This is a genomic window from Phenylobacterium sp. CCH9-H3, from assembly GCF_001557235.1.
Taxonomy (GTDB): domain Bacteria; phylum Pseudomonadota; class Alphaproteobacteria; order Caulobacterales; family Caulobacteraceae; genus Phenylobacterium.
Genome location: NZ_LSJI01000232.1, coordinates 1 through 20656, shown reverse-complemented (window position 1 = coordinate 20656; position 20656 = coordinate 1). Strand labels below are relative to the sequence as shown.

Annotated in this window: 19 protein-coding genes and 3 tRNA genes; 12 read left to right on the top strand and 10 right to left on the bottom strand. The window is 70.3% G+C overall.

The window, feature by feature from the left end; translation table 11 throughout:
* Positions 1-94: 94 nt before the first annotated feature.
* A tRNA-Gly gene (locus AX721_RS20820) sits at positions 95-168 on the bottom strand.
* Positions 169-222: 54 nt separating this feature from the next.
* Positions 223-308: transfer RNA gene (locus AX721_RS20815), tRNA-Tyr, on the bottom strand.
* Between the two features lie 135 nt (positions 309-443).
* On the opposite strand from AX721_RS20815, the gene rlmB reads away from it, so the two are divergent.
* The 4 genes from rlmB to AX721_RS20795 all read left to right on the top strand — a co-directional run bounded on the left by rlmB (position 444) and on the right by AX721_RS20795 (position 4239).
* Entirely contained in the window at positions 444-1253 is an 810-nt protein-coding gene (gene rlmB, locus AX721_RS20810) for a 23S rRNA (guanosine(2251)-2'-O)-methyltransferase RlmB (RefSeq protein ID WP_068877896.1), read from the top strand.
* A gap of 167 nt (positions 1254-1420) precedes the next feature.
* On the top strand, positions 1421-2290 hold the full coding sequence (locus tag AX721_RS20805) for a helix-turn-helix transcriptional regulator (RefSeq protein WP_068877895.1): 870 nt from the start codon (positions 1421-1423) through the stop codon (positions 2288-2290).
* A gap of 101 nt (positions 2291-2391) precedes the next feature.
* Positions 2392-3399, top strand: coding sequence for a PEPxxWA-CTERM sorting domain-containing protein (locus AX721_RS20800; RefSeq protein ID WP_082765401.1), 1008 nt, complete (start codon positions 2392-2394; stop codon positions 3397-3399).
* Between the two features lie 126 nt (positions 3400-3525).
* Positions 3526-4239: a TerC family protein gene (locus AX721_RS20795; RefSeq protein WP_068877893.1), complete on the top strand. Its 714-nt coding sequence runs from the start codon at positions 3526-3528 to the stop codon at positions 4237-4239.
* 4 nt (positions 4240-4243) lie between these two features.
* On the opposite strand, the gene metG is transcribed toward AX721_RS20795, so the two are convergent.
* Positions 4244-6031, bottom strand: a complete 1788-nt coding sequence (gene metG, locus AX721_RS20790) for a methionine--tRNA ligase (protein WP_068877892.1) — start codon at positions 6029-6031, stop codon at positions 4244-4246.
* Positions 6032-6215: 184 nt separating this feature from the next.
* On the opposite strand from metG, the gene AX721_RS20785 reads away from it, so the two are divergent.
* Positions 6216-6701: a hypothetical protein gene (locus tag AX721_RS20785; RefSeq protein WP_068877891.1), complete on the top strand. Its 486-nt coding sequence runs from the start codon at positions 6216-6218 to the stop codon at positions 6699-6701.
* Positions 6702-6738: 37 nt separating this feature from the next.
* On the opposite strand, the gene AX721_RS20780 is transcribed toward AX721_RS20785, so the two are convergent.
* A complete protein-coding gene (locus AX721_RS20780; protein ID WP_068877890.1) occupies positions 6739-7089 on the bottom strand; it encodes a DMT family protein in 351 nt (116 codons plus the stop codon).
* A 173-nt stretch (positions 7090-7262) separates the two neighbouring features.
* Between AX721_RS20780 and AX721_RS20775 the strand changes: the two genes are divergently transcribed.
* The 4 genes from AX721_RS20775 to AX721_RS20760 are packed head-to-tail and all read left to right on the top strand — an operon-like array spanning position 7263 to position 11207.
* The gene (locus AX721_RS20775; protein ID WP_068877889.1) at positions 7263-8378 is read left to right on the top strand and encodes a polyamine ABC transporter substrate-binding protein; all 1116 of its coding nucleotides are present in this window, start codon (positions 7263-7265) and stop codon (positions 8376-8378) included.
* Complete coding sequence (locus tag AX721_RS20770) at positions 8375-9529, top strand: ABC transporter ATP-binding protein (RefSeq protein ID WP_156467299.1); 1155 nt, start codon at positions 8375-8377, stop codon at positions 9527-9529. Before AX721_RS20775 ends, AX721_RS20770 begins: the two co-directional genes overlap by 4 nt.
* Positions 9526-10413, top strand: a complete 888-nt coding sequence (locus AX721_RS20765) for an ABC transporter permease subunit (RefSeq protein ID WP_068877888.1) — start codon at positions 9526-9528, stop codon at positions 10411-10413. Before AX721_RS20770 ends, AX721_RS20765 begins: the two co-directional genes overlap by 4 nt.
* Complete coding sequence (locus AX721_RS20760; RefSeq protein ID WP_068877887.1) at positions 10410-11207, top strand: ABC transporter permease; 798 nt, start codon at positions 10410-10412, stop codon at positions 11205-11207. Before AX721_RS20765 ends, AX721_RS20760 begins: the two co-directional genes overlap by 4 nt.
* 287 nt (positions 11208-11494) lie before the next feature.
* On the opposite strand, the gene AX721_RS20755 is transcribed toward AX721_RS20760, so the two are convergent.
* Together AX721_RS20755 and AX721_RS20750 are read right to left on the bottom strand one after the other, a co-directional pair.
* Positions 11495-11570 (bottom strand) — tRNA-Thr (locus AX721_RS20755).
* 56 nt (positions 11571-11626) lie between these two features.
* On the bottom strand, positions 11627-11812 hold the full coding sequence (locus AX721_RS20750; RefSeq protein ID WP_068877886.1) for a hypothetical protein: 186 nt from the start codon (positions 11810-11812) through the stop codon (positions 11627-11629).
* A 122-nt stretch (positions 11813-11934) separates the two neighbouring features.
* Between AX721_RS20750 and AX721_RS20745 the strand changes: the two genes are divergently transcribed.
* Positions 11935-12387 (top strand): YaiI/YqxD family protein, encoded by a 453-nt coding sequence (locus tag AX721_RS20745; RefSeq protein WP_068877885.1) that lies wholly within the window; start codon positions 11935-11937, stop codon positions 12385-12387.
* 298 nt (positions 12388-12685) lie between these two features.
* On the top strand, positions 12686-13189 hold the full coding sequence (locus AX721_RS20740) for a cytochrome c family protein (RefSeq protein WP_068877884.1): 504 nt from the start codon (positions 12686-12688) through the stop codon (positions 13187-13189).
* A 210-nt stretch (positions 13190-13399) separates the two neighbouring features.
* Here the strand turns inward: AX721_RS20740 and AX721_RS20735 are convergent, their stop codons facing one another.
* The 4 genes from AX721_RS20735 to mnmH form a co-directional block, all read right to left on the bottom strand.
* Positions 13400-16636 (bottom strand): efflux RND transporter permease subunit, encoded by a 3237-nt coding sequence (locus tag AX721_RS20735; protein WP_068877883.1) that lies wholly within the window; start codon positions 16634-16636, stop codon positions 13400-13402.
* Positions 16636-17811 (bottom strand): efflux RND transporter periplasmic adaptor subunit, encoded by a 1176-nt coding sequence (locus AX721_RS20730; protein ID WP_068877882.1) that lies wholly within the window; start codon positions 17809-17811, stop codon positions 16636-16638. The genes AX721_RS20735 and AX721_RS20730 overlap by 1 nt, the downstream gene beginning before the upstream one ends.
* A 193-nt stretch (positions 17812-18004) precedes the next feature.
* The gene (locus AX721_RS20725; protein WP_068877881.1) at positions 18005-18775 is read right to left on the bottom strand and encodes a class II aldolase/adducin family protein; all 771 of its coding nucleotides are present in this window, start codon (positions 18773-18775) and stop codon (positions 18005-18007) included.
* A 57-nt stretch (positions 18776-18832) separates the two neighbouring features.
* Positions 18833-19888, bottom strand: coding sequence for a tRNA 2-selenouridine(34) synthase MnmH (gene mnmH / locus AX721_RS20720; protein WP_068877880.1), 1056 nt, complete (start codon positions 19886-19888; stop codon positions 18833-18835).
* A 38-nt stretch (positions 19889-19926) separates the two neighbouring features.
* Between mnmH and selD the strand changes: the two genes are divergently transcribed.
* A partial coding sequence (gene selD / locus AX721_RS20715; protein ID WP_068877879.1) for a selenide, water dikinase SelD occupies positions 19927-20656 on the top strand: 730 nt, incomplete at its 3' end.

Below are 20656 nucleotides of genomic sequence, written 5' to 3'. Positions count from 1 at the left end.
CGATCGTGCCGATGTTGCAGTGCGGCTTGTTGCGTTCGAACTTCTCTTTGGCCATGGGATCCTGCCGGCGTTGCGTTGCTGTCGTTCAAGGAGTTGGAGCGGGTAGCGGGAATCGAACCCGCATCCTCAGCTTGGAAGGCTGCTGCACTACCATTGTGCTATACCCGCCAAACCACTTGCGGGGCCGCCGCAACTCCTCAGTTCAAATTTCGCTCCGGCGCGTGGTGGGGGAAGTAGGACTCGAACCTACGAAGCCATACGGCAGGGGATTTACAGTCCCCCCCCTTTGCCACTCGGGACATTCCCCCAGCGCGCTTGGAGCCTCTTCAAGGGCCTTCGGAGAAAAGGCTTCCGCCCAAGGACGCGAGGGGCTTAAAGCGCCCAACTCTCAGTCCAAAAGCGGTAGCCCACCGAGGGGCCCCCAAATCGGAGCGCGTCTTATAGTGGCCTCGCCTACGGAACGCAACGACGCCCGAAAGGGTCGGAAATTCCGCCCCAAATCCCAGGGCCAGGGCCGCCCGGACCGGCGCCCGGCGAACGTGTCCGACGACTGGATCTGGGGCTGGCACGCGGTGGAGGCGGCGCTGGCGAATCCCCGGCGCGGCGCGCCGCTCCGCCTGATGGCCACCGCGGACAAGGCGCGGCAGGTCGAGGGCAAGTTCGGTCGCCAGGCGATCCTGGAGGTCGCCGACGCCCACCAGATCGGCCTCAACCTCCCGCAAGGGGCCGTGCATCAGGGAATCGCCCTGCGCCCTGCCCCGCTCGAGGACGCCGACCTTTCGGACTTCGAGCCTCGTCCCGGCGCGGTGCTGCTGATCCTCGACCAGGTGACCGACCCGCAGAACGTCGGCGCGATCCTGCGCTCGGCGGCGGCCTTCGGCGCCGCCGGCATGATCCTGCAGGACCGCAACGCCCCCAAGCTCACCGGCGCCCTGGCCAAGGCCGCCGCCGGAGCGGTGGAACAGGTGCCGGTGGCCCGGGTGGTCAACCTCTCCCGCGCCATCGACGAGCTTTCCAAGGCCGGCTGGCGCGCGGTCGGCCTGGCCGGCGAGGCCGAGCGGGGTCTGGACGAGGTGCTGGACGGCGCGCCCACCATCCTCGTCCTGGGATCCGAAGGCGAGGGCCTGCGCCGGCTGGTGGCCGAGCACTGCGACGAGCTGGCGAAGATCGCCATGCCTGGGGGCTTCGAGAGCCTGAACGTCTCGGCCGCCGCCGCCGTCGCCCTCTACGAGGCTTCGCGGCCGCGCGCCTGAGGGCGCCCTGCGCCGCCGTTCGGGCGGAAGGGCGCGGATTCGGGGCGCGCCTTGTCGTCGGTCAAGGCGGCGACGCTGACAACGGCCCCCAAACCTGCGACCTAAGGTCGAGCTTGGGTTTGGGGAGACGTGCGTTGGGGGCTGGTGAATTCCCGTCGCGGCTTTTGTTGGCCCTCAAGGCCCTGTCGCTCAGCCGCGGCCGGCTCGCCGCGGAGCTGGCGGTCGACAAGTCCGTGGTCAGCCGCTGGCTGAGCGGCCGCCAGGCGCCGTCGGGCGAGAACCTGGCCAACCTCACGAACCTCGTGGCCCAGCGCCGGCCGGGCTTCACGCTCCTCGACTGGGAAGGCGACCTGGACGCCCTGGCCGCGAAGCTCGGCGTCGCGGCGGAGCCCCCGTCGAGCGCCTTCGGCCCACTCGCGGGCTGGCTGCCCGAAGCGGTGCTGCAGGAGGCCCAGGCGCTGACGGCGCTCCGCGGGAGCGACTATGAGGGATTCTGGCGCACCACGCGGCCGGCCATCGGGCTGCCGGGACGGTTCATGCACGACCAGGTGCTGATCCGACGGGGCGACGGCGGCTTCCTGACCTTTCGCCTCCGGGTCGAGGACATGCTGTTCGAAGGCTGGACCTTTCCGACCCAGACCCAGCTCTTCTCCCTGGCGGCCGACGCCCGCAGCGGCCTCTTCATCTTCTCGATCTACAATGCGGTGCTGCGGCACAGGGCCGAAGTCCTGGACGGCATCTCCCTCACCATACAGCGCGTCGGCGGCGGCTCGCCGGTGGCCGGCGCCAACATCATGCAGCGGACCGGCGAGCTCAGCGGCGACCGCGCGGCCGACGACGCGCGCTTCGAGGAACTGGCGGCGGCGAGCCCGCTGGCGCCGGAGGGGTCGGTATCGCCCGACGTCAGCGATCACATCTTCCGGGACTTCGGTCCGGCGGCCATGGCCCGCGGCGGAGCGGCCCTGCTGACCATGCCCTTCGCGGAGTCCTGGTCGCGAGGCCCGCGACTGGAACCCGGGGCGCCGAAACCCGCCTGACAGGCGAAGTCGCAGCAACTCGCAACACTTCGCAAGCCGGCGCGCCTCCCCGCGCCGGCCCGGCTCTGGTTGATGCCCCCCATTCTTCCGTGGGGACAGGCATGCTTCGAAAAACTCTCAAGCTCGCGGCGGTCGCCGTGGGGACGCTGGCGATCGCTGCGGGCGCAGCGCAGGCGGGAACACTCGTGGACGGCGCGAGCATCTTCAGCCTCAACGGCAACGCGCCGACCGTCGGCTTCTTCACCGGAGACACTCTGACGCCGACCACAGGCTTCGGCGCGGGCTTTCCGATCGATGGGCTCGCCCACATGGATGGGCGGGTGTTCGTCAGTGGCGTCACCGACGGGTTCATCGGCGGCGGCGCGCTCTATGCCTACGATCTGGGCGGGAACCTGCTCGCGAGCGAATACGGCCTGTCGTTCGTGGACTGGGGCCCGCTGGCCGCCGGCAATGGCTCGCTCTACGCCGGAGCGCGCAAATCCAGCCTGTCCGGCTCCACCTTCTGGATCGACACCTACGACGCGGACCTCGCGCTCCAGAGCGGGTTCGAGGTTCCGGACGCGGTCACGGGCGTGGCGTTCACCGGCGGCGGGCTGTTCGTTTCCTACGGCAGCACCCTGGCGCACTACGACCTGACGGGCGACCTCCTGGGCTCGCACGACTACGGAACCGTCGATATCACGGGCCTCGCCTACGGCGCGGGCAAGGTCTTCGCCGCATTCGAGACGGGAACCCAGCACGGCTGGGCGTCCATCGACCCGATGTCGTTCGGCTCCGGCGGCGCCACGGTCTACACCGACGACGCGGTGACCGGCCTCGCCTACGGCGACGGCGGCCTCTACGTCGCGGCCGAATTCGGACTCGCCAAGTATGATCTCACCGGCGTCCAGACCCTGTTCCTCAACACCGGCCCCGTGATCAGCAATGGGCCGCTGGCCTTCATTCCGGGCGCGTCGCCGCCGCGCGATCCCTGCGAGCCGGGCACGCGCGTCTGCGGCCCCGGCAGCGCCGCCCCCGAACCCTCGGCTTGGGCCCTGATGATTCTCGGCTTCGGAGCGGCCGGCGCGACCCTGCGGCGGCGTCGCCAGCACAACGCCGTCGCCCGCTGACGGGCCCGGAGCCTGGACCGCGCCCCCGGAGCAACGCGGTCCGGAAGGCGGTCGGCGCATAGGCGCGCCGGCCGCCTGTGCGGCTCGGCTGTTGCAGCCGGCCGCCGCCTGACGCATTGAGGCCGGATGTTCGAAGAGCTGTTCAGCCCCGGCGCCCTGTCCGCCCTCCTGCAAGTCCTGATGATCGACCTGGTGCTCGCCGGCGACAACGCCGTCGCGGTGGGCCTGGCGGCCGGCGGCCTGCCCCCCGAGCAGAGACGCAAGGCGATCTTCTGGGGCCTGGTCGCCGCGGTGATCACCCGCATCGGCTTCGCCCTGATCACCACCCAGCTGCTCGGCATCGTGGGCCTGCTGTTCGCGGGCGGCCTGCTGCTGCTCTGGGTCTGCTGGAAGATGTGGCGCGAGCTGCGCGACCAGGCGTCGGCCGACGAGGCGGCCGCCGAGGCGGCCATGGACAGCGACCCGTCCACCGAGCCGCGGGTGAAGCCCAAGACGTTCAAGGACGCCCTGATCCAGATCCTGATCGCCGACGTCTCCATGTCGCTGGACAACGTGCTGGCCGTCGCCGGCGCGGCGCGCGAGCACCCGACCATCCTGGTCTTCGGCCTCATCCTGTCGATCGCCCTGATGGGCGTGGCGGCGCACGGCATCGCCCGGCTGCTGCACAAGTACCGCTGGATCGGCTTCGTCGGCCTGGCGATCGTGCTGTACGTCGCCCTGCACATGATGTGGCAGGGCCATCAGGACGTTGTGGCCGACCTCGGCTACACGGCGCAGTACAACGAGGTCATGCCCGACGCCCTGGACATCAAGCCCAAGGTCCCGGCCCCGGCGCACTGAGGCCTTAGGCGGCGGCCGTCTCAGGACCGCCGAAGCGCTCGCGCCACTCGGCGACCTGGGCGTCCTCGACCTTGCGGAACAGCACCTCCGGGGCGCGGATCGCCCGGCCGGGCTCCAGGGCCGACAGCACCCCCTGCCCGTCCAGCGACGGCCAGGTCGCGGGGAACGGCTCGCCCAGGGCCTCGCCGATCTTCTCGCAGGCGAAGGGGATGAACGGCTCCGAGACCTTGGCGAACAGCGCCGCCAGGTTCAGGCCGTAGCGCACCGCTACCGCCGCGCGCTCGCGGTCGGTCTTGATGGCCGTCCAGGGCGCCGCCTCGGTCAGGTACTGGTTGCCCAGCACCCAGAGCTGGCGCAGCGCCGTGGCCGACTTGCGGTACTCGCGGTCCTCCATGAAGCCGGTGTACTCGCGCAGCTTGGCCAGGACGTCGGCTTCCAGCTTCTCGTCCAGGGCGCCCGGCGCCCCGCCCTCGGGCACGATCCCGTCGAAGCGGCTCTCGGTGAACTTGCAGATGCGGTTCACGAAGTTGCCCAGCACGTCGGCCAGGTCGGCGTTCACTTGCGCCTGGAACTGTTCCCAGCCGAAGGTGGCGTCCGAGGTCTCCGGCGCATTGGCCATGATCCACCAGCGCCAGTAGTCCGGCGGCAGCAGCTCCAGCGCATGGTCCATGAACACGCCGCGCTTCTGCGAGGTGGAGAACTTGCCGCCGTAATAGTCCAGCCAGTTGAAGCCCTTCAGCTCGTCCACCAGCTTCCACGGCGCGTTCTCGCGCGCGTTCACGCCCATGAGGGTGCAGGGAAAGCCCACCGTGTGGAACGGCACGTTGTCCTTGCCCATGAACTGGACGTAGGTGACGTCGGCCGCCTCGGGCCCTTTCCACCAGCGTTGCCAGGCGGAGTCCGGCGCCGGGCCGGTCCCCGCCTCCGCGGCGCGGGCGTCGGCCCACTCGGCGGTGGCCCCGATGTATTCGATCGGCGCGTCGTACCAGACGTAGAACACCTTGCCGGCCAGGCCCTCGATGTCCGGGAGCTGGCCCTCGGGATTGGCGCCCCACTCGCCGGCGTTCACCGGCACGCCCCATTCCAGGTCGCGGGTGATGCCACGGTCCTGCAGCCCCTCGTCCAGCCACTTCAGCGCGATGGAGGTCACCAGCAGCGGCCACGTCCCGCGCTTGCTCTCGATCCAGGACCGCAGCTTGTCCGAGAACTGGCTCTGGCGCAGGAACAGGTGCTTGGACCCGCGGATCTCGATGTCGGTCGAGCCCGACACCGCTGAGCGCGGGTGCAGCAGGTCCGCCGGGTCCAGCACCCGGGTGCAGTTCTCGCACTGGTCGCCGCGCGCGGCCTCGTACCCGCAGTGCGGGCAGGTGCCGATGACGTAGCGGTCGGGCAGGAACCGCTTGTCGGTGTGCGAATAGACCTGCTGGGTGACCCGCTCCTCGATGAAGCCGGCCTCCCACAGCTGCTGGGCGAACCTCTGCGTCAGGCGGTGGTTCTGCGGCGAGGACGAGCGTCCGAAATGGTCCCACGACAGGCCGAACCGGCGGCCCAGGTCGTGCTGCACGTCGTGCGCCTGGGCGCAGAAGGTCGCGGGATCGAGGCCGGCTTCCGCCGCCGCCAGTTCCGTCGGCGTGCCGTGCTCGTCGGTGGCGCAGATGTAGAGCGTCTCGCGCCCACGGGCCCGCTGGAAGCGCGCATAGACGTCGGCCGGCAGCATCGAGCCCGCCAGGGTGCCGAGGTGCTTGATCCCGTTGATGTACGGCAGGGCCGAGGTGATGAGGATGCGGGACATGGGCCTTCTGGGACGTGCGCTTGCCAGGGAACCGGGGCTTATAGGCCGCCCACGTGGTTCGCCAAAGCCGGCGTTGCAAGAATTGCTCGCCAAGCGGGAGCATACGCGCAAACTCCACCGACGGGGCGGAACGGCGGACCCTGAGTCGCCAGAAGAGCGAACCGCCCGGATTGGGAGGTTGGAAATGCTGAGAAACGCGATCCCGTTCGCGGCCGTGGCGGCCTGTCTGCTGCTGGCGGCCTGCAGCGAGAAGACGACGGAAACACCTGCGGCCGAAGCTCAGGCCGAGGCTCCGAAGAAGTCGCTGGCCCGGCAGGCTCCGTTCTATGCGGGCCAGGAACAGGTGCTCTCCATCCAGTCGGCCAGCGTGACACCCGATGCCGGCGGCGGCCTGAACCTGGAGGCCAAGGCCAGCACCGACGGCGGCGGCTGGACCCAGGTGGGCTTCCTGCCCCGGATCTATGCGGCTACGCCGCCCGACGGGATCTACGAGATCGACGTGGTCGCCCAGAAGCCCGCCGCCCCCGGCGCCGCCGGCCCGACGCCGGTCGAGGTCAAGAGCGGCTGGGACCGCTACAAGGACGGCCGCGTCAAGGGGGTGAAGTTCATCTCCAAGACCAACGAGGTCGTCGCCATGGTTCCCGGGGGCGCTTCCCCGGCCGGCAAATAACCCCTTCTGCGGCGCCGGGTCCGCCCGGCGCCGTCTTTCAGAGCGGCCCCTTGAAGACGAAGAAGGCGCCCAGGGCGATGAAGGCGAACCCCACGCCGTGGTTCAGGGTGAACCGTTCCCCCAGGTAGGCCACCGAGAACACCGCGAAGACCGCGAGCGTGATCACCTCCTGCATCGCCTTGAGCTCGGCCGGATCGTAGACGTGCCGCCCGATCCGGTTGGCCGGCACCGCCAGCCAGTACTCGAAGAAGGCGATCCCCCAGCTCACCATCACGATGATCCAGAGCGGCCGGTGTTCCACCTTCAGGTGGCCGTACCAGGCGAAGGTCATGAACACGTTGGACGCCACCAGCATCAGCACGGGGGCGACGAAGTTCCAGGCGGGCATGCGCGCGGCTCCAGGCGGTCGTCGCGATGATCGACGGATTCGGCCTGGACGGGTCCGCTCGCTCGCTGGGCGCCTGCGCGGAACATCGGCCTCGCGGGGGCCGTAAACGCGCCGCGGGGCTTAACTCCGGCGCCGCGCGCCCTATAGTCGCGCCCGATCTGGGGAGGGTTGGAATGCACGCAGTTCTGAAGGGCTTGGCGCTCGCCGCGGCGCTGGCGGTGGCGGCCTGCAGCCCGAAGACGGCCGAGAAGGCGGGCGACGCGGCCGGCGGGACGCTGCGGATCTACAACTGGTCCGACTATATCGACCCCGATCTTCTGACCCAGTTCACCAAGGAGACCGGGATCAAGGTCAGCTACGACACCTTCGATTCCAACGAGGTGCTCGAGACCAAGGTGCTGCAGGGCGGCACGGGCTACGACCTCGTCGTCCCGTCCAACCACAACCTGCCCCGCTACATCGCCGCCGGCGCGATCCGCCCGCTGGACAAGGCCCAGCTTCCCGGCCTCGACAAGCTGTCGCCCGACCTGATGGCCCATCTGGCGCCCTTCGACCCCGGTGCGGCCTACGCCGTCCCCTACATGCAGGGCACCATCGGCATCGGCTACAACGCCGAGGCGGTGGCCAAGCGCCTGCCCGGCGTGAAGATCGACAGCTGGAACGTGGCGTTCAACCCGCTGGTCCTGGCCAAGCTGAAGGACTGCGGCGTCTATTTCCTGGACGCCTCGGAGGACATGTACGCGGTCGCCCTGCACTACCTGGGCAAGGACCCGAACTCGAAGTCCCCCGCCGACTACGAGGCCGCCACCGCCATGCTGATGCAGGTGCGGCCCTTCGTGCGGAAGTTCCATTCCTCCGAATACATCGACGCCCTGGCCAACGGGGACATCTGTCTGGCTATCGGCTACTCGGGCGACGTCCTGCAGGCCAAGGCCCGGGCCGAGGAGGCCAAGAACGGCGTCACCGTCGCCTACGCCGTGCCCAAGGAGGGCAGCCAGGTCTGGTTCGACGTCTTCACCATCCCCAAGGACGCGCCGAACCCCGCCGCCGCGCACAAGTTCATCGCCTTCATGCTGCGGCCCGAGATCATCGCCAAGGCGTCGAACTACACCCAGTACGCCAACGCCAACGCCGCCGCGACGCCGCTGGTGGACGAGGCGATCCGTAACGACCCCAACGTCTATCCGACGCCTGAGGTCTCCCAGCGCCTCTTCGTCACCACCACCAAGGACCAGGAACTGCTGCGCGAGGTGAACCGCCAGTGGACCCGGGTGCTGACCGGGCGTTGAGCGAGCGGCCCCCACCCGCCCGGCCGCAGATCGGCGGCGTCCGCGACACCTTCGCGCCGTGGGAAGACCCCGCGGCGCGCCCGCTGGTGCGCTTCGAGGGTGTCTCCAAGGCGTTCGGCGGCGCGACCGCCGTGCGCGGCGTCGACGTCTCGATCTACGAGCGGGAGTTCTTCGCCCTGCTGGGCCCCTCCGGCTGCGGCAAGACCACCCTGATGCGGATGCTGGCCGGGTTCGAGACGCCCGACGCCGGCCGGATCCTGCTGGAGGGCCGCGACATCGCCGCCGACCCGCCGCACCGCCGGCCGGTCCACATGATGTTCCAGGCCTACGCCCTCTTCCCGCACCTCAGCGTCGCCCGGAACATCGCCTTCGGGCTCAGGCGCCAGGGCCTGCCCCGGCGCGAGATCGCCGAGCGGGTCGAGGAAATGCTGGCCCTCGTGAAGCTGGAGGGCCTGGGCGGCCGCCGCCCCGACCAGCTCTCCGGCGGCCAGCGCCAGCGGGTGGCCCTGGCCCGGGCCATCGCCCCCCGCCCCCGCATCCTGTTGCTGGACGAGCCCATGGCCGCCCTCGACAAGAAGCTGCGCGACGAGACCCAGTTCGAACTCATGACCCTGCAGCAGAGCCTGGGCATGACCTTCATGATCGTCACCCACGACCAGGACGAGGCCATGGTGGTGGCCGACCGGATCGCCGTCATGCGCGAGGGCGAGATCGTCCAGGTGGGCCGCCCCGGCGAAGTCTATGAGGCCCCCGCCGACCGCTACGTCGCCGGCTTCATCGGCGACGTGAACCTCTTCGAGGGGCGCGTTGCTGCGTCCGAGGCCGGGCGCGTGCGTCTGCTGGGCGACGATGGGACCTTCGAGGCCGATGGCGCCGGCCCGGTCGGCGAAACCGCCTGGATCGGGGTTCGCCCGGAAAAGGTCGCCGTCCACACCGAGCCACCGCCCCCCGGCCCCAACGTTCTGTCCGGCCGCGTCCACGACTATGGCTATCTCGGAGACTGGACCACCTATCTGGTGGAGATCGCGCCCGGCCGCCTGGTCCGCGTCGCCCGCGCCAACACCACCCGCACGGTCGAGCGGCCCCTGGGCTATGGCGATGCGGCCTGGCTCACCTTCGCCCCCTCCAGCGCCGTGGTCCTCACCCGATGAGGCGCGACCGTTCCGGCCTGGCGGCCATCCTGCCCTTCCTGTGGCTGGCGCTGTTCTTCGCCTTTCCGTTCCTGCTGGTGGCCAAGCTGTCGCTGTCCGACACGGCCCTGGCCATGCCCCCCTACGCCCCGCGCATCGACTGGAGCCAGGGCCTGGCGGGCGTGCAGGCCTTCCTGGCCGCCCTCGACGGCGAGACCTACGCCCGGCTCACCCGCGACCGCCTCTATCTCGACGCCTATCTCTCCAGCCTGCGCATCGCCGCCACCGGCACGGGCCTGTTGCTGCTCATCGGCTATCCCATCGCCTATGGGATCAGCCGCTGTCCGCCGGCCGTGCGCCAGGCGTTGGTCATGGCGGTGATCCTGCCGTTCTGGACCAGCTTCCTGATCCGCATCTACGCCTGGATCGCCATCCTGAAACCCGCCGGCCTGCTCAACGCCGCCCTAGGCGCCCTCGGTCTGCCGCCCGTGGACATCCTCAACACCGAGACCGCCGTCCTCCTCGGCCTCGTCTACGCCTACCTGCCGTTCATGGTCCTGCCGCTCTACGCCGTGCTGGAGAAGCAGGACGAGAGCCTGATCGAGGCGGCCCAGGATCTGGGCGCCACGCCGCTGTCGGCCTTCTGGCGCGTCACCTTCCCACTCTCGATTCCCGGCGCCGCGGCCGGAGCCCTGCTCTGCTTCATCCCCATGGCCGGCGAGTTCGTGATCCCCGACCTCCTGGGCGGGTCCGAGACCCTGATGCTGGGCCGGGTGATCTGGACCGAGTTCTTCGCCAACCGCGACTGGCCGGCGGCCTCGGCCGTGGCCATCGTCCTGTTGGCCACGCTGGTGGCCCCGATCCTCTTGTTCGAGCGCCAGCAGGCCAAGGTGCTGCGCGGATGAAACGCGGCCCCTCCGCCTTCAACGTCGCCGCGGTGGTCCTGGGCCTCGTCTTTCTCTACGCGCCCATCGTCATCCTGGTGGTCTATTCCTTCAACGCCAGCCGGCTCGTGACCGTCTGGGGCGGCTTCTCCACCCGCTGGTACGCGGCCCTCTTCCAGGACGCCCAGATGTTGGACGCGGTCTGGGTCACCCTGCGCGTCGGCGTGATCTCCGCCACCCTGGCCACCGTCGTCGGCGTCGCCGCGGCCCTCGCCCTCACGCGGGGCCGGTTCGGCGGGCGCACCGCCCTGGCCGGCGGCATCTACGCCACCCTGGTCATGCCCGAGGTGATCCTGGGCCTGTCGCTGCTGCTGCTGTTCGTGTCCCTCGGCCTGCCGCGGGGCTTCTGGACCGTGACCCTCAGCCACGCCACCCTGACCCTCGCCTACGCCACCGTGGTGGTGCAGGCGCGCCTCGCCACCTTTGACCGCAGTCTCGAGGAAGCCGCTCAGGGCCTGGGCTGTCCGCCGTGGAAGGCCTTCGCCCTGGTCACCCTGCCCGGCATCGCCCCGGCCGTCGCGGCCGCCTGGATGCTGGCCTTCACCCTGTCGCTGGACGACCTGGTCATCGCCAGCTTCACGTCGGGGCCCGGCGCCACCACCCTGCCCATGCGCCTCTACAGCCAGGTGCGGCTCGGGGTGGATCCCAAGATCAACGCCGTCTCGACCCTGCTGATCGGCCTCGTGGCCACGGGCGTCATCGCCGCCTACCTGGCCCAGCAGCGCCGCCGTCGCCGCGATGTCCTGAACCGATGAACGCCGCAGACGGTCCGGCCAGGGCAATGTGACCCTACGCGCCGCTGTGCCGGACCGCCTGCAGCCAACGTCCAACAGACGTTGGGCCCGGCCACCCCCCCAGGCGCACCGAGCCGCCGGTGGCGTTGCGTCCCGTCTCGGCACGCGCCCCCGACTTGCGAAAGGCGCGATGCAAGGGGTGGGCCGAAGTGATTCGCGAGTACTCGCCCTAGACATGAGGACGCCTCCTCTCCCCTCTCTTCGCTTCGCTCGGGGGGCGAGGAGGCGCGAACGGACACGCGAGAGAATGGTGCCGGATGCAGGACTCGAACCCGCGACCTTCGGTTTACAAAACCGCTGCTCTACCAGCTGAGCTAATCCGGCCCGCACAGGGCGGGCCGGTTATGCTGGCTCGCGGGCCCGGCGCCAAGAGCCTGCGATCACGTCCAGCGCAGCGCCCGGAACACGTCGGCCACGCGGCGGCGGCGAGGGTCGCGGTCGGCGAAGCTCTGCAGTTCGGCCCGGCAGCGGGCCTCGGCGGCGTCGCCGAAGCGGGCGCGCAGGGCCTTGGCCCGCTCCTCGGCCTGCCTGGCGTCGTCCAGCGCTCTCAGCCAGTAGTCTTCCATGGGGTCACCTGTCTTCCGATCCTCCCCATCTCCCAACATATAAGCGCGGGAGCGGCGCGATGTCCGCCTTTCGGGGATCAAAGGCGCGTGAGCCCGGCCGGAAACTCATGTAAGCGCGGGCCATGCGCATCTTCATCGACGCAGACGCCTGTCCGGTGAAGGACGAGACCTACAAGGTCGCCGCCCGCTACGGGCTGAAGACCTGGGTCGTCTCGAACAGCTTCATCCAGATCCCGCAGTCCACCTTGATCGAGCGTCGGATCGTCGACGCGGGCCCGGACGTGGCCGACGACTGGATCGCCGGCGAGGCTCAGCCGGGCGACATCGTGGTCACCAACGACATTCCCCTCGCCGACCGCGTGCTGAAGGCGGGGGCGGCGGCCATCGCGCCGAACGGGCGGGCGTTCACCGCCGATTCCATCGGCTCGGCCCTCGCCCAGCGATCGATCATGGAGCACATCCGCTCCACCGGAGAGATCACCGGCGGCCCCCGCCCCTTCGGCCCCGCCGACCGCTCCCGCTTCCTTCAGGCCCTGGACGAAGCGGTGAACCGCGAACGCCGCAAGCGCCGCTAGGGCCGCCCGCATCTTCAGCCACAAGTGCGCGTCAGCGCCGGAAGATCGCCGCCAAGACGCCAAGGTCGCCAAGGCGGTTCCGTCACTCCGGCCTCTTGGCGAACTTGGCGTCTTGGCGTCTTGGCGTCTTGGCGGTGAATGAACTGCGCCTACGGCGCGCACTCCACCGGGGCGCCTCGCGCCAGCCCCCGCGTCCGCGCCCATGGCCAGATCGAAAGGACGCGAAATCCCGGCGCATCAGCTTGCGTCTGGCCAAGGCCGCGCTAGCTTGCCGGCGATTTTTCAGCCGGAGATTTCCATGCGCCTGGGACCGATCCTCGCCGCCGCCACGCTCGCCACCCTCGTCGCGGCCTGCGGCAAGCCCCAGGAGGACCCGGCCGGCACATCGGCCGACACGCCCGCCGCCGCGCCTGAGGCGCCCAAGCTCAGCGACGCCGAAAAGCAGGCGATCCTCGCGTCCTACCCCGCGCCCTACAACACGGCGGACCTCGCCAACGGCAAGTCGAAGTTCGCCCTCTGCCAATCGTGCCACACCATCGCCCCCGGCGGCGCCAACATGACCGGCCCCAACCTGCACGGCGTGTTCGGCAAGACCTCCGCCAGCAACCCCGACTTCAAATATTCCGACGCGCTCAAGAACGCCGGTTGGGTATGGGACGCCAATCATCTCGACCAGTGGCTGGCCAAGCCGCAGACCTACCTGCCGGGCACCAAGATGTCGTTCGCGGGCCTGAAGGACGCCAAGGACCGTACGGACCTGATCGCCTTCCTGATGGTCGAGACCGGCCACAAGGCGCAGTAGCCACTCGCCCCGCGGGCGCAAGATTTCGCGCATAGACAACCTTGACGCGCAGCGCCCACGCCTCCATGGTGTGGGCGTCGATGAAGAGAGCATCTGTCACTCGACACCCCACTCCGAAGGGTGACGCCCCCCGTCGCCGGCCGGGCCCAGGGACCTGACACCCCCCCTTTTGCACAGGATCCCTGGCGCCGACCGGCGCCGTCGACGATCCTATTCCGCGGCGTTGGCGACGCGGGCCTTCTCGGCCTCCTCGAACGCCTCGATCCGCCGGGCCGTGGCCATGGGCGACTTCGTGAACCGGGCCAGCAGGTTGTAGAACACCGGCACGATGAACAGCGTGACCATGGTGGCGAAGATCGCCCCGAAGAAGATGGTCACCCCGATGGTCTTGCGCGCCTCGCCGCCGGCCCCGCCCCAGACGATCAGCGGGATCGCGCCCGCCGCCGCCGAGATCGAGGTCATGATGATGGGCCGCAGGCGCAGGGATGCGCTCTCGATCACGGCCTCGCGGATCGACAGCCCCTCGTCGCGCAGCTGGTTGGCGAACTCGACGATCAGGATGCCGTTCTTGGCCGCGATCCCGATCAGGATGATCAGCCCGATCTGGCTGTAGGTGTTGATCGAGGAATCCACCAGCAGCAGGCCGAACAGCCCGCCCACCGCCGCCACCGGCACGGTCAGCATGATCACCGCCGGGTGGATCCAGCTCTCGAACTGGGCCGCGAGCACCAGGAAGACCAGGAGCAGCGCCATGGCGAAGGCCAGGCCCACCGAGCCCGACGCTTCCAGGTAATCGCGCGCCCCGCCGCCCCACTTCACCGTCACCGCGCCGGGCTGCTTGGCCGCCTCGTCACGGAAGAACTGGATCGCCTCGCCCATCGAGTAGCCGGGGTTGAGCTGGACCGACAGGCTGATCGAGCGCAGGCGGTCCACCCGCGGGCGGTCCGGCGTGTCGCCGCGCACTTCGGTGGTCACCACCGAGCTCAGCGGCACCGACTCGCCTGACGCCGTGCGGACGTAGAGCTTGGCCAGGTCCTGCTCGGTCTGGCGGTTCTCGCGGTCGGTCTGCAGGAGCACATCGTACTCCTGGCCATTCTTGATGTAGGTCGTCACCCGCCGCGAGCCGAACTGCGTCTCCAGGGCCCGGCCGATGGTCTGGGCGGGCACGCCCAGGGCGGCCGCCTTTTCCCGGTCGATGTTGACGATGACCCGGGGGCTGGTGGGCTCGTAGTCCAGCCGGGGCCGCGCCAGGCCGGGGTTGTCGTTCGCCGCGGCCAGGATCGGCTGGATCCAGCGGGCGATCTCGGGATAGTCGGTGCCGGTGGCGATCAGCTGCATGCTGGTGCCGCCCCCGCCGCCGCCGCCCGGTCCGCCGCGCTGCAGCCCGCCTTCGGGCGAGACGATGGCGCGCACCGCCGTCACCGACGCCAGCTCCTGGTTCAGCCGCGCCGCCAGCTCGGGCGCCGTCACCTCGGTCTTGTCCGACAGGATGGTGTTGCCGCCGCCGGAGTTGAACGAGTTGTTGCCGAACCGCGGCATCGCGAACACGTAGCGCTCCAGCGTGCCGTCGTTCAGGTACTTCATCAGAATCTGCTCGACCTGCCGGCTGGCGGCGAGGGTGTAGTCGAAGCCCGCGCCTTCGGGGCCCGAGAAGGAGACCTGGGCCCGGCGGCGGTCCTCTTCCGGGGTCAGCTCGCGAGGCAGGACGCTGAAGACGCCGAAGGCCGCGACGGCCAGGATCACCACCAGGCCCGAGGCCCCGATGGAGACCGCGCGGCGCCCCAGCATGCTCTCCAGCGAGGCATGGTACGACGCCTTGAGCCGGTTCATGGCCGTATCCACCCGCCGCGCGACCCAGCCCTCGCCCTGCGCGGGGCGCAGCAGCTTGGACGCCAGCATCGGCGACAGCGACAGGGCCAGCAGCGCCGAGAAGCCGACCGCGGCCGCCACCGAGACCGCCAGCTCCACGAACAGGCGGCCGATGAAGCCAGGCAGGAACATCAGCGGTGCGAACACCGAGATCAGCACGATGGTCGTGGCCACGACCGCGAAGAACACCTGCCGCGCGCCGCGCTGGGCGGCCACGATCGGCGGCTCGCCCTCGTCGATGCGCCGCTGGATGTTCTCGACCACCACGATGGCGTCGTCCACCACCAGGCCGATGGCGAGCACCAGGGCCAGCAGGGTCAGAAGATTGATCGAGAAGCCCAGCGGGGCCAGGACGATGAACGTCGACAGGATGCAGATCGGCGCCACCACCGACGGGATCAGCGCCGCCCGCCAGGTGCCCAGGAACAGGAAGTTCACCAGCGCCACGCATCCCAGCGAGATGGCCATGGTGATCCAGACCTCCTCGATCGCGTGCCGGGTGAACTCGGTGTAGTCCACCGAGACGCCCAGGCGCGTGCCCTTGGGCAGAGTCTGGTTGATCTCGTCGATCGCCGCGCGCACGCCGTCCGAGATTTCCAGGTCGTTGGCCTGGCTCTGCCGCGTGATGGCGATGCCGACCATGTCCCGGCCGTTGGAGCGGAACAGGCGCCGCCGCTCGTCGGGGCCTTCCTCCACGCGGGCGATGTCGCCCAGGCGCGTGATGTAGGCCTGGGTATTGGTGGCCGGGGTGATGTCCCGTGTCGTCCCCTGGGCCGCACCCGCCCCGGCGGCGTTCCCGCCGAGCGCCGCCGACGCCTGGGCGGTGCTGGCGCTCCGGGTGGGCGCGATCGGCATCCGGGCGAACTGCTCCGGCGTCGCATAGCCGCGCGCCACGCGGATGGTGAAGTCCTTGGCCGGAGCCTCCAGCGAGCCGGCCGGCAATTCGGCGTTCTGGCTGGAGAGCGCGCTCTCCACGTCCTCCACGGTGATCCCGCGCGAGGCCATGGCCTCGGGGTTCAGCCAGATGCGCATGGAATAGTACTGGGCGCCGCCGACACCCACCGTCGCCACGCCCGGCACCGTCGACAGCCGCTCCACCAGGTAGCGCTGGGCGTAGTCCGACAGCTGCAGCCGGTTCATCGTCTGCGACGTGAAGTTCAGGAACATGATCGGCGAGGAGTCGGCGTTCGCCTTCTGGATCTGCGGCGGGTCCGCCTGCTCCGGCAGCTGGGCGGTCACCCGGCTGACGGCGTCCCGCACGTCGTTCGCCGCCGCGTCCAGGTCGCGGTCCAGCTTGAACGAGATGTTGATCCGCGAGGCCCCGTCGCGCGACGTCGACTGGACGCGGTCGATGCCCTCGATGCCGGCCACCTGCCGCTCGATCAGCTCGGTGATCCGCTCTTCGATGACTTCGGCCGAGGCGCCGCGGTAGGTGGTGGAGATGCCCACCACCGGCGGGTCCACGCTGGGCAGTTCGCGCACCGTCAGGGCGCTGAACGAGGCCAGGCCCACCACGCACAGGATGATCGCCGCCACGGCGGCGAACACCGGGCGACGGACCGAGATGTCGGACAGCATCATGCCGCGGGCCGCGGGCTGGCGGGCCGCGCGCCTGCCGGAGCGGGCGCGGCGCCGGCGATACGCACCGGCTGGCCGGGCTGGATCTTGTTGAGGCCGTCCGCGACGATCCGCTCGCCGGGCTTGGCGCCGTCGGTGATCTCCACGAAGCCGTGCTGGCGCAGGCCGGTCACGATGGGCCGCTGCTCCACCATCGTCCCCTGCCCGCGCGAGCGCAGGACATAGACGAAGGCCGCGTCGCCCTGGACCGAGATGGCCGCCTCGGGCGCGCTGGGATTGGTCCGCTGGCCGCGCGAGACGCCCACGCGGATCAGCATGCCGGGCTTCAGCCGGCCCGACGCGTTGGGGAACTCGGCCCGGGCGGTGATGGCGCGGGTGCGTTCATCGACGCGGGTGTCCAGTTGCGCGATCCGGCCGGTGATGGTCTCGCCCGGATAGGCGTCCGCCGTCGCCAGCAGCGACTGTCCCTCGCGCAGCTGGCCCAGGTAGCGCTCGGGCACCTGGAAATCGACCCGGATCACCGAGACGTCGTCGAGCGTCACGATCGGGGCGCCCGGGTTCACCAGCGCGCCCGGGGCCACGTCGGAAAGGCCGACCACGCCGGCGAACGGCGCGCGGATCATCCGGTCGCCCTGCCGCGCCTTGGCCGCCGCCACGTCGGCCTGGGCCGAGCGCCACGCCGCCTCGTACTGGTCCACCTGCGCCTTGGAGGCCCAGCCCTGCTCGCCCAGCGAGCGGTAGCGGTCGTAGGCCCGCTTGGCCTCCACCTGCCGCGCCTCGGCCTGGGCCACGCCCGCGTTCTGCTCCGTGTCCTTGAGCTCGACCAGCACCGCGCCCCGCGGCACCCGCTGGCCGTCCGAGAAGCGCACCCGCTCGACCAGTTGGGTGGCCGCGGCGGTCAGGGTCACGGACTGGCGTCCCTTGGCCACGCCCAGCACCTCGATGGTCTCCTCGAAGACCCGCGGCTGCACGGTCGCCACCGAGACCAGCGTCGGTCCGCCGAACGCGCCGCCGCGCCCGCCGCCGCCCTTGCCCTGCGGCGCCCCGCCCTGGGCCATGCCAGGGCCGCCGCCGGGGCCGCCCGACTCCTTGGTCAGCACCTTGTAGCCGCCGACGACGACCATGACGGCCAGGACGACGAGAGCCGCGACGAGGAAGAAATGGCGTCGGATCAAACTGCGGGTCCCTGGCCGCCGCGCGCGGGCGGTTGATGCTTGTGAGTTCGAAGCGCTCTTAGGCTGGCTCCATATACGCCGTCGAGTGACAGCAGGATGGCTGACCATTGCGACGCTGAAACTTGGGCCCCGCAGCAAAACGGGCGCCCCGCTGGAGCGCCCGGTTGCACAAGGTCGAGGCGAAGTTGGGAAACTAGGCGTCGTATCCGGGCAATTCGCGATCCAGCTTGCGCAGGCAGCCCGGCCACGGCAGGCCGCCGCCGATTCCGCGCGACACCTGCGACTTCACCTCGGCCTGGGACGCCTCGGGCGCGATCAGGATGTTCTCCCGGCCGGCCGACAGGGCCATGATCTGCATTTGGCAGGCCCGCTCCAGATAGTACATGCCGATCCAGCAGTCGCCGGCGGTCTTGCCCACCGACAGCGTCCCGTGATTCCTCAGCAGCATCAGGTCCTTATCGCCGATATCGGCCACCAGCCGCTCGCGCTCGTCGTGGTTCAGGGCGATGCCCTCGTAGTCGTGATAGGCTAGCCGGGGCAGCACGATCAGGGCGTGCTGCGAGATCGGCAGCAGGCCGTCCTTCTGCGCCGCCACCGCCACCCCCTGGTCCGAATGCAGGTGCATCACGAACTTGGCGTCCTCGCGCGCCCCGTGGATCGCCGAGTGGATCGTGAAGCCCGCCGGATTGATGAAGTACGGCGTCTCCTGGAGCATGTTGCCGTCCAGGTCGATCTTCACCAGCGACGAGGCGGTGATCTCCTCGAACAACATGCCGTACGGATTGATCAGGAAATGGTGTTCCGGCCCCGGGATCCGGGCCGAGATGTGGGTGTAGATCAGATCGTCCCACCCGTGCATCGCCACCAGGCGGTAAAGCGCGGCCAGGTCCACCCGGGCCTGCCACTCCTCGGCGCTGACCTTGCCCTTGAGCGATGTGACGCCCGCGACCGAACCGTCAGCCATTGGCCCTACTCCCTGTGATCGTTGTTCACTTCAGAGTCGCGCCGCGGCGGGCGGGCGTCAAGCGCCGGCGAGCCGGGTAATCTCGTCCGCCGCCGCGTCCTGGCTCGCCGGGTCGGTCGGGACCACGTCCAGCGCGGCCAGCAGCGGCCGGTCGTGCTTGCGGCGCGCGCGGTCGTAGGCCGGGTCGTAGTGCAGCCTCATGATCGCCTCGGCCAGCTCGGCGAACGCCCCGGCCGCGATCATCCCTCGCCAGGCCGCCAGCCGCTCGGCGCTGGGCCGGATGGGCAGGCGCGCGAACGCCGCCTCCATCGCCGCCCGGTCGGCGATCAGGTCCCCATAGGCGGCCACCAGGTAGCGCGCCCGGTCCGTCCGATCCGCGCTCAGTTCGATGCGCGGCGCCTGGGCCAGCCGCGTCCACAGCGCCGGCGGGATCATCCGCTCGCCGATCTTGCTGGACTCCGCCTCCGCCACCACCGGCCGCGCCGGGTCCAGGGCGTCCAGCGCGCCCAGCAGCCGGCTCTCGAACAGCTTCTGGCTGGGCTGGTCCCGGCCCGCGATGGCCCCGAACAGCGAGCCCCGGTGCGCGGCCAGCCCCTCCAGGTCCAGGGTCTGCACGCCCCGCGCCGCCAGCCGCCCCAGCATCTCGGTCTTCCCCGCCCCCGTCTGCCCGTCCAGCAACACGAAGTTCAGCCCCAGGTCCCCGTCGTACAGCCGCGCCACCACCTCCCGGCGATAGGTCCGGTAGCCGCCGGCCAGCACCGTGGTGCGCCAGCCCACCTGCGACAGGATCGTGGCCATGGCGTTCGACCGCATCCCGCCCCGCCAGCAGTAGACCAGCGGCCGGAACCCGCCCGGCCGGTCGGCCAGCGCCGTCTCCAGGTGGTGGGCCACGTTGCGCGCCACGTGCGCCGCCCCCAGCCGCCGGGCCGTGAACCGCGACTGCTGCACATAGACCGTGCCCACCTGCGCCCTCTCGGCGTCCGACAGCACCGGCAGGTTCACCGCCCCCGGCACGTGGTCCTCGGCGAACTCGCCCGGGCTGCGCACGTCGATCACCATGTCGAACCGCGCCAGGGCGGCCGGCGAAACATCCTGCGTGACCTCGAGGCTCATCGCGGTGCTATAGCGCGCTTCGCCCCAAGGAAGACCCCATGCCCGACGCCCCGCGACTGACGTCCCTCGCCCACGGCGGCGGCTGCGGCTGCAAGCTGGCGCCGGCGGTGCTGCAGGACATCATCTCACGCATGCCCGCCGCGGCCGCCTTCCCCGACCTCATGGTGGGGACCGAGACCTCGGACGATGCGGCCGTCTGGCGGCTCAACGACCACCAGGCCCTGGTGGCGACCACCGACTTCTTCATGCCGGTGGTGGACGATCCCTTCGACTTCGGCCGCATCGCCGCAACCAACGCCCTCTCCGACGTCTACGCCATGGGGGCGAGCCCGATCCTGGCCCTCGCCATCGTCGGCATGCCGGTAGGCAAGCTCAGCCCTGACACGATCGGGAAGATCCTGGCCGGCGGCGCCTCGGTCTGCGCGGCGGCCGGCATCCCCGTGGCCGGCGGCCATTCCATCGACAGCGTCGAGCCCATCTACGGCCTGGTGGCCCTGGGCCTCGTCCACCCCGACCGCGTCCTCACCAACCGCGGCGGCCGCCCCGGCGACGTCCTCATCCTCACCAAGGCCCTGGGCGTCGGCGTGCTCAGCGCCGCCTTCAAGCAGGAACGCCTGGACGCCGCCGGCTACGCGGCCATGATCGCCAGCACCACCCAGCTCAACGTCCTCGGCCGCGAGCTGCCCGACCTCCCCGGCGTCCACGCCGTCACCGACGTCACCGGCTTCGGCCTACTGGGCCACGCCCTGGAGATGGCCCGCGGCGCCG

What these genes read in the sequence shown, in the direction of transcription:
- AX721_RS20800 (WP_082765401.1), top strand. Translation starts at nt 2,392, where the DNA reads ATGCTTCGAAAAACTCTCAAGCTCGCGGCGGTCGCCGTGGGGACGCTG.
- AX721_RS20795 (WP_068877893.1), top strand. Translation starts at nt 3,526, where the DNA reads ATGTTCGAAGAGCTGTTCAGCCCCGGCGCCCTGTCCGCCCTCCTGCAA.
- metG (WP_068877892.1), bottom strand. Translation starts at nt 6,031, where the DNA reads ATGTCCCGCATCCTCATCACCTCGGCCCTGCCGTACATCAACGGGATC.
- AX721_RS20785 (WP_068877891.1), top strand. Translation starts at nt 6,216, where the DNA reads ATGCTGAGAAACGCGATCCCGTTCGCGGCCGTGGCGGCCTGTCTGCTG.
- AX721_RS20780 (WP_068877890.1), bottom strand. Translation starts at nt 7,089, where the DNA reads ATGCCCGCCTGGAACTTCGTCGCCCCCGTGCTGATGCTGGTGGCGTCC.
- AX721_RS20775 (WP_068877889.1), top strand. Translation starts at nt 7,263, where the DNA reads ATGCACGCAGTTCTGAAGGGCTTGGCGCTCGCCGCGGCGCTGGCGGTG.
- AX721_RS20765 (WP_068877888.1), top strand. Translation starts at nt 9,526, where the DNA reads ATGAGGCGCGACCGTTCCGGCCTGGCGGCCATCCTGCCCTTCCTGTGG.
- AX721_RS20760 (WP_068877887.1), top strand. Translation starts at nt 10,410, where the DNA reads ATGAAACGCGGCCCCTCCGCCTTCAACGTCGCCGCGGTGGTCCTGGGC.
- AX721_RS20750 (WP_068877886.1), bottom strand. Translation starts at nt 11,812, where the DNA reads ATGGAAGACTACTGGCTGAGAGCGCTGGACGACGCCAGGCAGGCCGAG.
- AX721_RS20745 (WP_068877885.1), top strand. Translation starts at nt 11,935, where the DNA reads ATGCGCATCTTCATCGACGCAGACGCCTGTCCGGTGAAGGACGAGACC.
- AX721_RS20740 (WP_068877884.1), top strand. Translation starts at nt 12,686, where the DNA reads ATGCGCCTGGGACCGATCCTCGCCGCCGCCACGCTCGCCACCCTCGTC.
- AX721_RS20735 (WP_068877883.1), bottom strand. Translation starts at nt 16,636, where the DNA reads ATGCTGTCCGACATCTCGGTCCGTCGCCCGGTGTTCGCCGCCGTGGCG.
- AX721_RS20725 (WP_068877881.1), bottom strand. Translation starts at nt 18,775, where the DNA reads ATGGCTGACGGTTCGGTCGCGGGCGTCACATCGCTCAAGGGCAAGGTC.
- mnmH (WP_068877880.1), bottom strand. Translation starts at nt 19,888, where the DNA reads ATGAGCCTCGAGGTCACGCAGGATGTTTCGCCGGCCGCCCTGGCGCGG.